The sequence below is a fragment of the Nitrosomonas sp. Nm33 genome, assembly GCF_900107265.1.
Taxonomy (GTDB): domain Bacteria; phylum Pseudomonadota; class Gammaproteobacteria; order Burkholderiales; family Nitrosomonadaceae; genus Nitrosomonas.
This window is the reverse complement of record NZ_FNPJ01000078.1, coordinates 1-14,182: the sequence shown is the minus strand read 5'-3', so window position 1 is coordinate 14,182 and position 14,182 is coordinate 1. Positions and strand designations below refer to the sequence as shown.

General features: G+C 46.2%; 11 protein-coding genes. 8 read left to right on the top strand and 3 right to left on the bottom strand.

Annotated features, from left to right (window positions below):
* Nucleotides 1-176: 176 nt before the first annotated feature.
* From BLV54_RS16195 to glgA, 5 genes are all read left to right on the top strand, one after another.
* Nucleotides 177-1,052: a hypothetical protein gene (locus BLV54_RS16195; protein ID WP_176969772.1), complete on the top strand. Its 876-nt coding sequence runs from the start codon at nucleotides 177-179 to the stop codon at nucleotides 1,050-1,052.
* A gap of 1,232 nt (nucleotides 1,053-2,284) precedes the next feature.
* On the top strand, nucleotides 2,285-2,806 hold the full coding sequence (gene hslV, locus BLV54_RS12800) for an ATP-dependent protease subunit HslV (RefSeq protein ID WP_090572039.1): 522 nt from the start codon (nucleotides 2,285-2,287) through the stop codon (nucleotides 2,804-2,806).
* Nucleotides 2,807-2,837: 31 nt separating this feature from the next.
* Complete coding sequence (gene hslU, locus BLV54_RS12795) at nucleotides 2,838-4,166, top strand: ATP-dependent protease ATPase subunit HslU (RefSeq protein WP_090572038.1); 1,329 nt, start codon at nucleotides 2,838-2,840, stop codon at nucleotides 4,164-4,166.
* 26 nt (nucleotides 4,167-4,192) lie between these two features.
* Nucleotides 4,193-5,377 (top strand): acetyl-CoA C-acyltransferase family protein, encoded by a 1,185-nt coding sequence (locus BLV54_RS12790; RefSeq protein ID WP_218132397.1) that lies wholly within the window; start codon nucleotides 4,193-4,195, stop codon nucleotides 5,375-5,377.
* A 32-nt stretch (nucleotides 5,378-5,409) separates the two neighbouring features.
* Nucleotides 5,410-6,900: a glycogen synthase GlgA gene (gene glgA, locus BLV54_RS12785; protein ID WP_090572037.1), complete on the top strand. Its 1,491-nt coding sequence runs from the start codon at nucleotides 5,410-5,412 to the stop codon at nucleotides 6,898-6,900.
* A gap of 16 nt (nucleotides 6,901-6,916) precedes the next feature.
* Here the strand turns inward: glgA and rsgA are convergent, their stop codons facing one another.
* The 3 genes from rsgA to BLV54_RS12770 are packed head-to-tail and all read right to left on the bottom strand — an operon-like array spanning nucleotide 6,917 to nucleotide 9,434.
* Entirely contained in the window at nucleotides 6,917-7,834 is a 918-nt protein-coding gene (gene rsgA, locus BLV54_RS12780; protein ID WP_256329475.1) for a ribosome small subunit-dependent GTPase A, read from the bottom strand.
* Nucleotides 7,831-8,169 (bottom strand): 4a-hydroxytetrahydrobiopterin dehydratase, encoded by a 339-nt coding sequence (locus BLV54_RS12775; protein ID WP_090572036.1) that lies wholly within the window; start codon nucleotides 8,167-8,169, stop codon nucleotides 7,831-7,833. The genes rsgA and BLV54_RS12775 overlap by 4 nt, the downstream gene beginning before the upstream one ends.
* 8 nt (nucleotides 8,170-8,177) lie before the next feature.
* Entirely contained in the window at nucleotides 8,178-9,434 is a 1,257-nt protein-coding gene (locus BLV54_RS12770; protein ID WP_090572035.1) for a M48 family metallopeptidase, read from the bottom strand.
* 239 nt (nucleotides 9,435-9,673) lie between these two features.
* Between BLV54_RS12770 and orn the strand changes: the two genes are divergently transcribed.
* The 3 genes from orn to BLV54_RS12755 all read left to right on the top strand — a co-directional run bounded on the left by orn (nucleotide 9,674) and on the right by BLV54_RS12755 (nucleotide 13,962).
* Nucleotides 9,674-10,219 carry an oligoribonuclease gene (gene orn / locus BLV54_RS12765; RefSeq protein ID WP_090572034.1) on the top strand — a complete coding sequence of 182 codons (546 nt, stop codon included), beginning with the start codon at nucleotides 9,674-9,676 and terminating at the stop codon, nucleotides 10,217-10,219.
* 36 nt (nucleotides 10,220-10,255) lie between these two features.
* Complete coding sequence (gene glgP, locus BLV54_RS12760; RefSeq protein WP_090572033.1) at nucleotides 10,256-12,811, top strand: alpha-glucan family phosphorylase; 2,556 nt, start codon at nucleotides 10,256-10,258, stop codon at nucleotides 12,809-12,811.
* A 728-nt stretch (nucleotides 12,812-13,539) separates the two neighbouring features.
* Nucleotides 13,540-13,962 carry a COG3415 family protein gene (locus BLV54_RS12755; RefSeq protein ID WP_176969771.1) on the top strand — a complete coding sequence of 141 codons (423 nt, stop codon included), beginning with the start codon at nucleotides 13,540-13,542 and terminating at the stop codon, nucleotides 13,960-13,962.
* Nucleotides 13,963-14,182: the final 220 nt, after the last annotated feature.

Here is a 14,182-nt window from a genome sequence, read left to right as displayed (position 1 = left end):
GGATGATGCGGACGACAGGGGCGGCATTTCAGTGCCGAGTTAGTCGGAATTATCCACAACGGACACCTTGAGCCACACCCCCATCAATAAGTTATGCTACGCTTCTTAATAATGGGTGTCATCCACAAATTCAATGGTAGACACCTTTTTATTCTTAGATTTGCCATCCTCTCAATATGCCCACAATCTCAAACTCCCATATTCCGTCCCCGAAATCCTGGGAAGAATTTCAAGAAATAACACTTTCGGCTGCAAAGCTCCGCTGGAAGACAGATAAATTTTTTGGCAATGGGCGAGGAGGCCAACGCCAAAAAGGCGTTGATGTATACGGAACAACACTTGACGGACAACTTGTTGGTATTCAGTGCAAGAATTCACCCAGCGGACTAGATGACTCAGACGTAACCAAAGAAATTACAAAGGCTGAGTCTTTTCAACCGGCACTCACTACACTTTATATAGCCACCACGTCACCACGTGACGCACGGCTCCAAGAATCAGTTCGCAAGATTTCTGCCAGTCGAAAGGCTGCGGGTAAATTTTCTGTCGACCTTTTATTCTGGGAAGATATTTCAGCTGATTTGTCCAGCGATGATCAGGTATTTTTCAGACATTATCCCCAACTCAAGCCCGATTTGAATCAAATGAATCAAACGACTTTTAATAGATTAAAAAAAGCCATTCCTCCAAATATGCTACAAAGATTCAAAAGGAGCGCTTTTGGTGAAGGTTGTACAATAGAATTTCTTAAGCCGTTAGAAGTATTTATAGACTTATGCGACGATCCAACATTTGTATTCAAGACCGAGAAATTTGAAAATAAGAAAAATACATTGCGCCAGATGGCCATCGACGCAGTTAATTACATACGCCCATTTTTACAAACTGACGACGTAGGTGCAATAAGAATTGGCCCAACAGAGGGATCACTTTTATGTGATCTTGATGAAATGCATAAATGGTATACGATTATAAATGAGTCAACATGGAAAGTTTCTGATTTCCTCGAAGACTACAATAAATTTATAACTGAACTTACTCAAGAGTTATAGTATATGATTATTCTAACTCCCCGATGCACCTGACGCCAACACAAGCGCCGCGCTTCCCGCATCACTTGTGGCGTTACGGGTGATCTTCACGATAGGCACTTAAGTATTCCCCATCATTGAAGGTAGGCTTAAATCGGTTTAGGAATCTTTTTGGAAGTCACACCGACTCTGGCAGTACAGCAGGAAAAGGTGTCAGTCATTGTATGGTGCATGAAGTGCATTTATGATACGCAGCGCCAGTCCGAAAACCCTCTATCCAGATAAGAAATAAGGAGTTGTGTCTAATTTTGGAAATGTACCACGGGGTCAAACCTTACACTTAACATTCCTGTTCCCTCTTTTCAGCCTGTTTGACCGCCCGGCTGACAGTCACGTAGCTCACACTAAAATGTTCACTTACTTGGGCCAGCGTATAGTGCTCACTCCAATACGCTTGAACCATGCTTTCGTCGCGGGTCTTATTCCATTTCCAAATCAAAAATGACGCGAAGGCGAGCCGCAGACAGTATTAAATAATACGGCAAGGAGAAGCCGACAAAGTCAGTTTTGATTTAGAAATGGAATGATATCGATCAGGAAAGTACGTGTCATAGTCAGACCTACATTTGAGCCGTCAATCCAGTGGTGTGATGGGGAAAAGCCTGGATTAGTTTTGCACCCATCGTACATAAAGTTGTGCCCAGTTTCATAGCAAGGGATACAAACTCGCAGCCATAGGCTGAGCAGTCACTGTCATGCACGAGCGCTAGTACGCTATGAGAATCAACTTCGAACTCTATAGGAATTCCTGCAATACTTGTTGGGCGAAATGAGATGGGCAGAAGAAAGTTGAATTAAAGATTGATACATTAGATAGATAAGCGATAGCTGAGCGAAGTCACGAGATTCGCCTGCTTACTCAATTTCTCAGCGATTATAAGAGAGCGATGATTAAATTCACCGTCTTGCTCAGACAAAGCGGTAAATAATTAATTTCGTTAGGACTTGTGAGCCATGAATAAGGCCATATTGTTCTTCTGTACTTTTGTGAAGAAAAGGGAGAAATGCAGAGAAATAGAATGTCACTATTTGTAAATTATGAGGTTTTTTAAAAAATCGATGGCTTCGCTTTATCACATCTCTGGAATAATTGATTATTTTAGCCAAAGTAAGCGGTTCTCATTATTTCAACTACGTGTCACTTTTGAATCAGCGTTATAATTAATACTTTATTTAGATACAGAGTAGTTGATATGACCACCATAGTATCCGTACGACGGGGCAAACAAGTTGCATTGGGGGGCGATGGCCAAGTAACGCTCGGTGCGGTCGTTGCCAAAGCCAGCGCGCGCAAAGTGCGCAGGCTTTATCATGGCAAGATTCTGGCGGGATTTGCTGGCGGAACAGCCGATGCGTTTACCTTGTTTGAGCGTTTTGAAGGCAAACTGGAAAAACATCAAGGTCACATCATGCGCTCTGCGGTTGAACTTGCCAAGGATTGGCGCACCGACCGTATTTTGCGGCGCCTTGAGGCGATGCTGGTAGTGGCCGACGGGGAGGCTACACTGGTTATCACCGGTGCGGGTGATGTGATTGAACCTGAGCAAAGTTTAGCTGCGATTGGCAGCGGTGGCGCCTATGCCCAGGCTGCGGCTCGGGCGCTGCTGGAGAATACGGATTTGTCTGCCAAGGAGATTGTTGCTAAAGCCCTCACCATTGCAGGTGATATTTGTATTTATACCAATCAGACTCACGTCATCGAGTCGCTCGATTAATTTGATTCATTCCTTCTAAGAAGCTATTACTATGTCACAAATGACGCCACAGGAAATCGTTCACGAACTGGACAAGCATATCATCGGCCAAGTTAGCGCCAAGCATGCCGTTGCGATTGCACTCAGAAATCGCTGGCGCAGACAGCAAGTGGCTGAGCCATTGCGGCATGAAATCACGCCCAAGAATATCCTGATGATTGGTCCCACCGGTGTTGGCAAAACAGAAATTGCGCGACGGCTGGCGAAGCTCGCAGATGCGCCGTTTATCAAGGTGGAAGCGACTAAGTTTACAGAGGTGGGTTATGTTGGGCGCGATGTTGATTCCATTATTCGCGATTTAGTGGAATCTGCCATCAAACAGGGGCGAGAACGGGAAATCAGAAAAATGCGTCCGCTTGCGGAAGATCGTGCTGAAGAACGGATTCTCGATGTTTTGTTACCGCCTGCACGTGATCTCGATTTTCGGGCAGAGAGCGAGGATAGCGGTGCAACCCGGCAAAAATTCCGCAAAAAATTGCGTGAAGGCGAGCTGGATGACAAGGAAATAGAAATCGAAGTCGCTATGCAGCAAGCGAGCATGGAGATCTTTGCACCACCGGGAATGGAAGAACTCACTTCACAGATTCAGGGCATGTTCCAGACGATGGGAGGAGGTAAAAAGAAAACACGCAAACTCACGATACGTGAGGCCAGAAAAATTCTGATCGATGAAGAGGCTGCCCGTCTCATCAATGACGAAGAGCTGAAGCTGCGTGCCGTGCAGAATGTCGAACAGAATGGCATTGTGTTTCTCGATGAAATCGACAAGATCACCAGCCGTTCTGAAGTATCGGGTGCTGATGTTTCGCGGCAGGGGGTGCAACGCGATTTATTGCCGTTGGTTGAAGGTACCACGATTTCCACCAAGTATGGCATGATCAAGACCGATCACATCCTATTCATTGCCAGCGGCGCATTTCATCTCTCCAAACCTTCCGATCTGATTCCCGAGTTACAGGGGCGTTTTCCGATCCGGGTTGAATTGGGGAGTCTGAGTGCAGCTGATTTTGAACAGATTCTAACCAATACCGATGCTTGCCTGACACGGCAATATCAGGCGCTTCTGAAAACAGAGGGGATTGAGCTGAGCTTTTCAGAGGATGCGATCAAGCGATTGGCGGAAATTGCTTATTTTGTCAACGAGAGAACTGAGAATATCGGGGCCAGAAGACTGCATACCGTCATGGAAAAACTGTTGGAAGAAATCTCTTTCAACGCGAGCAAGCGCAGCGGTGAATCGATCGTCATCGATGCGGTTTATGTTGATTCGCGTCTCAAAGAGCTCTCTCAGAGTGAAGATCTGGCCAGGTATGTACTTTAGAAGCAGTTTTCTGGAAAGGATTTTTCGTGCCAGCACATGAGGTTGTGATACTCAGTGGTGTGCGCACCGCAATTGGAGATTATGGCGGGGCGCTCAAGGATATTGCTCCTGCTGCTTTAGCAGCAAAGGTGGTGCGCGAAGCTGTTGCACGCGCGAGCGTTGACCCTGCTGAGATTGGTCATCTGGTTTTTGGTCAGGTGATCCACAGTGAGGCACGCGATATGTATCTTGCCCGTGTAGCAGCCCTGCAAGGAGGGTTGCCGCAATCAACTGCCGCCCTGACGCTGAATCGAGTTTGTGGCAGCGGTTTACAAGCTATTCTATCCGCTGCTCAAGCGGTCTTGTTAGGCGATACTGAGGTCGCGGTTGCAGGTGGCGTTGAATCGATGAGTCGAGCAGGTTATTTGTTACCAGCACTTCGCTGGGGGCAGCGCATGAAAGATAGCCAGGCGGTGGATATGATGGTCGGCGCATTGACTGATCCGTTCGATCAAGTTCATATGGGTGTGACAGCTGAAAACATCGCCAAGAAATGGGGTATTAGCCGCGAAGAGCAGGATCAGTTTGCCATGGAGAGTCATCGGCGTGCAATAGCGGCAATCAAGCAGGGTTATTTCAAAACGCAGATCCTGCCAATCGAAATCCCCACGCGTAAGGGAATTACGTTGTTCGATACCGATGAACATCCGCGCGAGCAAATTAGTCTGGAAAAACTGGCTGGGCTTTCCAGCGTTTTTCAGGAGAATGGCACAGTCACCGCAGGTAATGCTTCAGGTATCAACGATGGTGCAGCCGCTATGGTGCTTATGAATGCGCGAAGTGCTGAGCAAAAGAATCTGAAGCCATTGGCGCGCCTGGTTGCTTATGGTCATGCTGGGGTCGATCCAAACTATATGGGGATCGGGCCGGTTCCGGCTGTCAAGCAGGCGCTGAGTCGGGCCGGACTTAAGCTTGCCGATATGGATGTGATTGAATCCAATGAAGCTTTTGCTGTTCAGGCCTGTGCAGTTGGACGTGAACTCGGGTTTGATTCAGTCAGAACGAATCCCAATGGGGGTGCCGTGGCATTCGGGCATCCGATTGGGGCAACCGGTTGCATTTTATCAATCAAGGCAGTCTATGAGCTGCATCGGACAGGTGGGCGCTATGCTTTAGTTACGCTATGTATAGGTGGAGGGCAAGGGATTGCCGCGATTTTTGAACGGCTTTAATCGCTGCACTTGCAACCGTTTATTCAGCAAACATGCCACCTTCTTCCCGTCATGGTTTTCAAGTACTGTTTATTACACCAGAAGTCTATCCATTGTGTAAGACCGGTGGTTTGGGTGATGTCAGCGCCGCATTACCCGCTGCTTTGCGTGAATTGAACGTAGATATTCGTTTGTTATTGCCTGGCTATCCCTCCGTTATGTCAGGACTCAAATACAAACGAAAAGTGGCAGAATTCAATGATCTACTCCATTTTCCACCTGCTACGCTATGGTCAGCCAAACTGTCAGTCAACCATTCGAAGAATGTACCGGTATACATCATCGACTGCCCTGTGTTGTATCAACGTGAAGGCGGAATTTATCTTGATACCGCTGGACAAGGCTGGTCGGACAATGCATTGCGTTTTGGCTTGCTCTCAAAAATAGGTGCCATTCTGGCAAGTGATGCCAGCCCGCTGACCTGGTTTCCTGAGATCGTACATTGCAATGATTGGCAAACTGGGCTGACTCCTGCTTACCTTCATTTTCATCCTGGAAAAAAAGCGGCTACCATCATGACTATCCATAATCTTGCCTTTCAGGGTTGCTTTCCGCCAGATACAGTCGCTCAACTAGGATTACCTGCTGTCAGTTTTAATATGAACGGTGTGGAATATTACGGTAATCTGTCGTTTATCAAGGCTGGGCTTTATTATGCTGATCGTATCTCGACAGTCAGTCCTAGTTATGCCCGGGAAATCCAGCAGGCACCGCTTGGCTTTGGTTTACAAGGGTTACTGGCTGCACGCAGCCAGCATATTCATGGCATTGTCAACGGTATTGATACGATGGAATGGGATCCTGCCACTGATTCTCATCTCAGCAAAAACTATTCCAGCAACAATCTGGCTGCTAAAAAGGCCAACAAGCTTGCGCTCCAGCAAGTCATAGGGCTCGAAGTCGATAGCGATATTTTGTTGTTTGCTGCTATCAGTCGTTTCACCGAACAAAAAGGCTATGATTTCATACTGGAGATTGCACCGCAGCTTGTGCAGATACCGGCGCAACTGGTGTTGCTGGGAAGCGGAAATGCCATCCTGGAAGAGCGTGTGGTCAAGCTGGCAGATACTTATCCTGGCAAGATTGCCGCGCACATTGGGTTTAACGAAGCGTTATCTCACCTGGTTGAGGCTGGTGCTGACAGCTTCCTGATGCCGTCACGTTTTGAACCCTGTGGTCTGAATCAGATGTATAGCCAGCGTTATGGTACGCCTCCGCTGGTACATGCTACAGGCGGGCTGATCGATACAGTGGTGGATTGTACACCCGCCACACTGGCGGATGGCAGCGCTAGCGGTTTTCAATTCCATGACATGACTCCCGAGGCATTTCTAGCTGGTATCCAGCGTGTTGTGGCAGCCTATCGTAATAAGCCAGTTTGGCGGCAGTTGCAGAAAAATGGCATGCGCAAGGATTTTAGCTGGCGAGCCAGTGCGATGGCATATCTTGAAATTTATCAATCGTTGCTGATGGGGTCAGCTTGATGACAAGTGAAGCGATTTACCACGCCTTCTGATTTTCTGCCGATACCATCAGTTTATGGTAGACAGCTAGACGCCGCGCGTTGATTTTCCCATTCTGAGCTGCTAGCAACAATGCACAATCCGGTTCCGCTATGTGCCGGCAGTTATGGAAGTGGCATTGTCCTAGATAGGGGCGGAATTCAATGAAACATCCTGCCAGCTCCCTACTATCAATATGATGCAAGCCAAATTCCTGCAAACCTGGCGAATCGATAATGCAACTTTCCGCATCAAGATGATAGAGGCGTGTATGTGTTGTGGTATGCCGTCCACTATCGAGTGCAGTGGAAATTTCCATGGTGGCGCGCCGAGCATCTGGGATCAACGCGTTGATGATAGTTGATTTTCCCATACCGGACTGGCCAGTCAGCACACTGATCTGACCTTGCAGATAAGATCTAAGCGGTGCAATATCTTGGGCGGCACTGATGGACAGCATAGGATAACCAAGGAATTGGTAATACGATAGCATGGTGGCAGCCGCACGTGTCTGTTCCAGCAAATCAGCTTTGTTTAACAAGATGAGCACTTTGATATGTTGATTTTCCGCTGCAATCAGACAACGATCGATTAATTCTTCACTGAAACTCGGTACTGCAGCAACTACAATAATGAGCTGGGTAACGTTAGCAGCAATCAATTTCTGACGAAATACATCACTGCGATACAACAAATTTGAGCGCGGTAAGATAGTTTCGATGACACCCTGGCCTGGTGTGGTAGGCAGGATTTCAACATGATCGCCACAGGCGATACCGCCTTTCTTGCCACGCATGACACAGGTTAATACTGAACCGTTGCTTGTTTCGACTTCGTATTGCCTGCCGTAGGTGGCAATGACCTGACCTACGACTGGCTGAGTAAGTTTTTTAGAGAAAGGACGTTTTGAGCTCAAATTTTAAATAACCAATCAATTTTGGCTGCGCAAATGAAATCATTTTCAGACAGCCCGTTGATGGCATGTGTCATGTACTCAACATGACATTTGTTATAGCCTACCATCATGTCTGGGTGATGGTCCTCACGATGGGAAAGCCACGCTACTGCATTGACAAATGCCATGGTCTGATAGTAATTTTTGAATTCAAATGTCTTGCTGATTTTATTGTTCGCAAGCGACCATCCTTCCAGCTGTTGCATCAATTTGTTTGCTTCCTCTGAAGTAAGAGGCGGTACGCCACCTTCGCAGGGTTTGCATTGCTTGTTCGTTAGATTACAGATATCAGTCATAAGTACACCTATGCGGAAATGAATTTCTTGAGATGTGCAACACGAATCGCAGCCGGAGGATGCGAATCATAAAATGCAGAATGGAGTGGATCGGGCGTCAGCGTTGCTGCATTATCCTGATAAAGCTTCACTAATGCACGAATCAAATCAGCTGCGGAAGCATTCTGCGCTGCATATTCATCTGCTTCGAATTCATGTTTACGTGAATAGAGACTAGACAGCGGATGCAGTAAAAAAGTGAAGACCGGCATGATCAGAAAAAAGAGTAACAGCGCCATTGCCGTTGAGGGAATGGATGCAACAGAAACACCTAATCCTTGATAGAACCAGTTCTGCTGCATCAGATAACCTAATAGCCACAAAAAGGCCAAGCTCACGATGAATGACCAAACGATACGTTTAATGACATGATGACGTTTGAAATGACCAAGCTCGTGTGCGAGGATCGCTTCTATTTCCGGCGCTTCAAGACGTGACAACAATGTGTCGAAAAATACGATGCGTTTAGTTTTGCCAAAACCGGTAAAATACGCGTTGCCGTGACTGCTACGGCGTGATCCATCCATGACGAACAGACCGCTGGATTCAAAGCCGCACTTATGTAAAAGTTGTTCGATACGCGTTTTGAGAGAAGCGTCTTCTAACGGCGAGAATTTATTGAACAACGGCGAAATCCAGGTCGGATAAACGGCCAGAAGGAAGAGATTGAAAGCTACCCATGCCAGCCAGGCATAAAGCCACCAGTTATCACCCATTTTCTCCATCAGCCATAAAATGCAGAGCAGCAATGGCGCACCAAGCAGAAGACCTAATGTATATTGCTTGATGAGATCTGAAAAAAACATAGCCGGTGTCATCTTGTTGAAGCCAAATTGCTGCTCAATGACAAAAGTCCGGTAATAACTAAGTGGAATTTCTATTACACTTAACAGTAAAACCGTGCTGATAATGAGCGCCATGCCATGAGGGATCGGATCGATAAACCAGTTCGTCCAGAAGTTTGCGAGGGTATTGAATCCACCTCCTAGCGTGAGCACCAATAGCAGAAGAACATGGATTAAGGTACTGGGATAATCCAGACGGGTTCTGGCGCAGGTATAATCAGCAGCTTTTTGATGGGCGACAAGATCAATTTGTGAGACAAAATCTTGCGGAACATGGTCGCGATAGATGCGGACATGACGGATATGGCGCATTGCTAACCATAGCTGGGTGAAGGTGGTCAGTAATAATGCAGTAATAAATATAGCAGTAAAAGTTTGCATAATTAAAATAGCATAGAAAATATGATGGATTAACTTTCAAAGCTTGTGAAAACGAGCGCAGTGAGTTTCGCTAAAACGAACAAAGCAAGTTTCGACAGAACGAAAAAAAGTTACGACAAAAAAATCGCAATTATCGGAACAAGTCATGCTGATTTGTTCACAAGCACTTACCCCTCATCAAGTGACGGGTAGTTTTCAATATGACAAAATCAATTTCTTAAAATTCAAGAAAGCTCATTATGGCACAAGATAGCAATAACCTCATCTGGATAGATATGGAAATGACGGGTCTGAACCCTGATCACGATCGTATTATTGAAATCGCTCTGGTCGTGACCGATTCACAATTAAATATGGTAGCAGAAGCCCCGGTATTAGTAGTGTCACAACCGATCGCCATACTGAACGGTATGGATAAATGGAATCAGTCGACTCATGCTAAATCTGGACTGATTGATAAGGTGAAAGTTTCCAGTATTACAGAAGTACAAGCTGAGGCGATTATGCTTACTTTTTTGAAAGATCATGTTCCCTCTGCAACCTCACCAATGTGTGGTAATTCGATTTGCCAGGATCGACGCTTTCTTGCTCGCACCATGCCACAATTAGAAGCTTATTTTCATTACCGTAATCTGGATGTCAGCACAATTAAAGAGTTGGCGAAACGCTGGAAACCCGGAATCATGGCGGGGCTGAACAAAGAAAGTAAGCACGAAGCGCTAGCAGATATTTATGATTCAATCAAAGAATTAAAATATTATCGTGAGCATTTTATCAGCGCTTGACAGTCTTAGTATTTATCTTGTCAAGGAGAACAATCGATGATTACCAAAACAACATTCACTGTCACGGTTAATCCCAAAATACCCGCTCGTCTGTCCCGCATGGAAGAATTGGCCAATAATCTTTGGTATAGCTGGGATCGTGAAACACGTACTTTGTTTTCTCGCATTGATCCACGTTTGTGGGAAGCAGTCGGGCATAATCCTAAAGCTTTTCTCAAGCGAGTCGATGAGTCGTTACTGTACAAAGCTGCATCTGAACAAACGTTTCTTTCCAGTTATAACAGCGTGCTGTCAGCCTATGATGCTTATCATGCAGAACCCTTACGCTACGACCATATCGAAGGCTTCAGTTCACCTGATCGGATTGCTTATTTTTGCTTTGAATTTGGTTTCCATGAAAGTCTTCCAGTTTATTCTGGTGGGCTCGGTATCCTAGCTGGAGACCACTGCAAAGCGGCAAGTGATTTATGTTTACCATTTGTTGCAGTCGGACTGCTATATCGACAAGGTTATTTCTTCCAGACCATCGATGGTCAGGGTAATCAGCATGCAATTTATACTGATTCAGATTTTGAAGTTCTGCCGGTGGAGCCAGCTTTGCATGATGATGGCTCAGAAGTCCATGTGCAAGTCGCCTTGCCGGGACGCAAGGTGATGGTAAAAGTTTGGCGAGCCATCATAGGTCACGTCAATTTGTATTTGCTGGATACGGATTTACCGGAGAATCCCGAGAATGATCGCCTGATCACCCATCAGCTTTATGGTGGAGATAAAAAGATGCGTATCGAGCAGGAAATCATTCTGGGGATGGGTGGGGTTTGTGCATTACAGGAAATGGGGATTAAACCAACCGTATGGCACAGTAACGAAGGGCACGCGGCATTTATGATGCTGGAGCGGGCGCGCAATCTGGTGCGGCAGGGACTGGATTTCGCCAGCGCGGTAGAGGCAGTGGCGGTCAATACCGTATTTACTACGCATACTGCTGTACCCGCAGGACATGATCACTTTTCCAAGGCCATGATGCATGACTATTTTGCTGTATTTTGTCACGATCTAAAGATCTCCTGGGAAGAGTTCATGGTAATGGGGCATATGCCTGGTAGTGATGACTTTAACATGACCGCGTTGGCTGCCCATATGTCACGCACGCTTAATGGTGTTAGCAAGATCCATGGTGATGTATCCGCTCGTATTTGCCGTGATCTCTGGCCTCAAATTGAGCCAGAGGAAAATCCGCTCACTTATATCACCAATGGCGTACATGTACCGACTTTTTTAGCGCAAGAGTGGTCTGATCTATTCGATCGATATCTTGGCTATGAATGGCGCAACAAAATGTGTGACAATGAATTCTGGTCACTTGTCGATACAATTCCCGATCATCTGTTCTGGAGTATGCGGCAGACACTCAAATCACAAATGTTTTATGGTATTCGGGCACGCCTGACTGAGCAGAATAGACGCAATCGCGGCTCTGAGGCGCATCTGGATCGACTTCTTAAATTGGTTGATCCGATCAATCCCAGTGCACTGGTGTTGGGCTTTGCGCGCCGCTTTGCGACTTATAAACGTGCAACCTTGTTATTCGAGAATCTCGACTGGTTGAGAAAAATCCTGCTCGACCCAGAGCGGCCGGTATTACTCGTTTTTGCAGGCAAGGCGCATCCTGCGGATATTCCTGGCCAGGATTTTATTCGAAGGATTAACCAGGTATCACGACTGCCGGAATTTGAAGGGCGGATATTGCTGGTTGAAGGTTATGATATGCGCCTTGCCCGAAGGTTGGTGGCTGGCGTGGATGTTTGGCTCAATAACCCCATTTATCCCCTCGAAGCAAGTGGCACTTCCGGCATGAAAGCAGGGATCAATGGCACAATCAATCTGAGCGTGCTCGATGGCTGGTGGGAAGAAGGTTATGACGGAAAAAATGGCTGGGCAGTCAAACCAGTGTCGGATGATACTGACGCAGCATTGCGTGACAAAGATGAGAGCCAGTCGTTTTACGAGATTCTGCAGGATCAAGTCATTCCCATGTATTATCGTCGCGGAAAATTCGGCTATTCTACAGAATGGGTCAAAATGGCTAAATATTCAATGACTTCCCTGTTGCCGCGCTACAATGCGACGCGCATGGTGAATGAATATATCAAAAAATTTTATGCGCGCGCTCATGCACAAGGTGCGCATTATGCCAAGGATAATTTTGCGAACGCCAAAAATGTTTCTGCCTGGAAAGCGAAAGTAAGCGCAGCGTGGGGAGGTGTTTCACTACAGCGACTGGATACGCCGTCTAAGCGGATTGATTTCGGCAATATCCTAAATTTCAAAGTGGCAACTAAATTAAACGGTTTGCAACCTGATGACGTAGTGGTGGAACTGTTAATTTGTCGTCAATACAAGAACATAAGATTGAACAGCTTCAAGCATTTCCGTTTCGATTTTGTGGAAATGAGCAAGACGCAGGAGCACTTGTTTGAGCTGAATTATGTGCCTGAGTTATGCGGCATGCAGGAATACTATCTGCGCATGTATCCCTATCATCCGCTGCTGACTCATCCACTGGAGATGGGTATGATGGTGTGGGTATAGAAATCTTGCGCAAAGTGCTGTTTCGCAAAATGGTGCTGCTCAGAGGTTGTGAAGAAAATCTGAGCAAGCACTCAAAGCACAAGGCGGGCGGAACGCAGCTACAAGAGAACGAGTCTGATGAGCTTCGATAAAACGAAATTTTAGCGAGACTGCGTTCTAGCGTAATCACATAGCAAGTAGACGGGTGAGAAGGGAGTACCGCTCAGCACAGCGATTGGAGTGCGCAGTAGATTTATTCACATCTCTCTGATCAATGTCAGTCAGATCGGCACCATAATATAGATTTCATGTCTACACAATATGTACCTCGCCTGATATCCCATCCCCTCATATTAAATGCCTCTTCAGTGCTGATCTGATGCAAAGCCAATAAATTTAAAATGGTTTAGGATGATTGTTGCTATTTTAAATTCTTTTAATTTATTTCAGATTTTTTCCATCAGGAGAATTTTCTAATGGAAAATCTGGAATAAATTTTATAACTCATCTTTTGAGTGTCTCCATGTCTTATTCCATTTCTAAATCAAACCTGACTTTGTCGGCTTCACCTTGCCGTATTATTTATACTGTCTGCGGCTCGCCTTCGTGTCATCTTTGATTTAGAAATGGAATTAGCACCTTTCCTGCCATTTGCGATAGAGCAAATTCCATCCCCCTCATCTAATTCCAATTTGCATTGAAAAATGAAGAAATGAAACAATATAGCCATGAATTACGAGGAAAAAATCATGGGAAGAAAAGCAAGTGGAATAGATCAATTAGTAACGGCCCGGGAATTATTGAGAACAGCAAAAACAGCAGAGGAGTTGAGGGCGGCACAAGCGGTATTGCTGCCCTTGGAACCGGGCATGTCGTTAGAGGAAACGGCGAAGGCTATTGGACGTTCCATTAGATGGACGTGTAGCATGCGCACGCGCTACTGTAGAGTTGCTCGCTGCGAGGAGGAAGCACCTCGAACGAAACGGGCGCTCCGTAACCGTGCGATTGCCACGCTTGAACAGGAAGCCAAAATTCTTGATGAAGTTTTGGCAGGAGCGGCTCGAGGCGGAGTGGTAGTTGTCTCTCCGCTTAAAGAGAGAATAGAGGAACGACTAGGTAAGCGAGTAGCGCTCTCAACGATTTATCGAATGCTGGCGCCATGGCTGGCGTAAACTGGCACCGGATAGCGCTCATCCTCAAGGAGATGCTGCGCTGTGCGAGGATTGGAAAAAAAAACTTAAGGAGCGGGTAGAGGAAATGGTCGCTGCGTGGGGTAATCATCGACCGCTACGCTTGATGAGGTATGCTGAGTTTTATGGAGTCCAAAGTTTCATAAAATATAGACATGGAATGGAGGATATAGATGGAACAATTACCCCGAACACGATATAG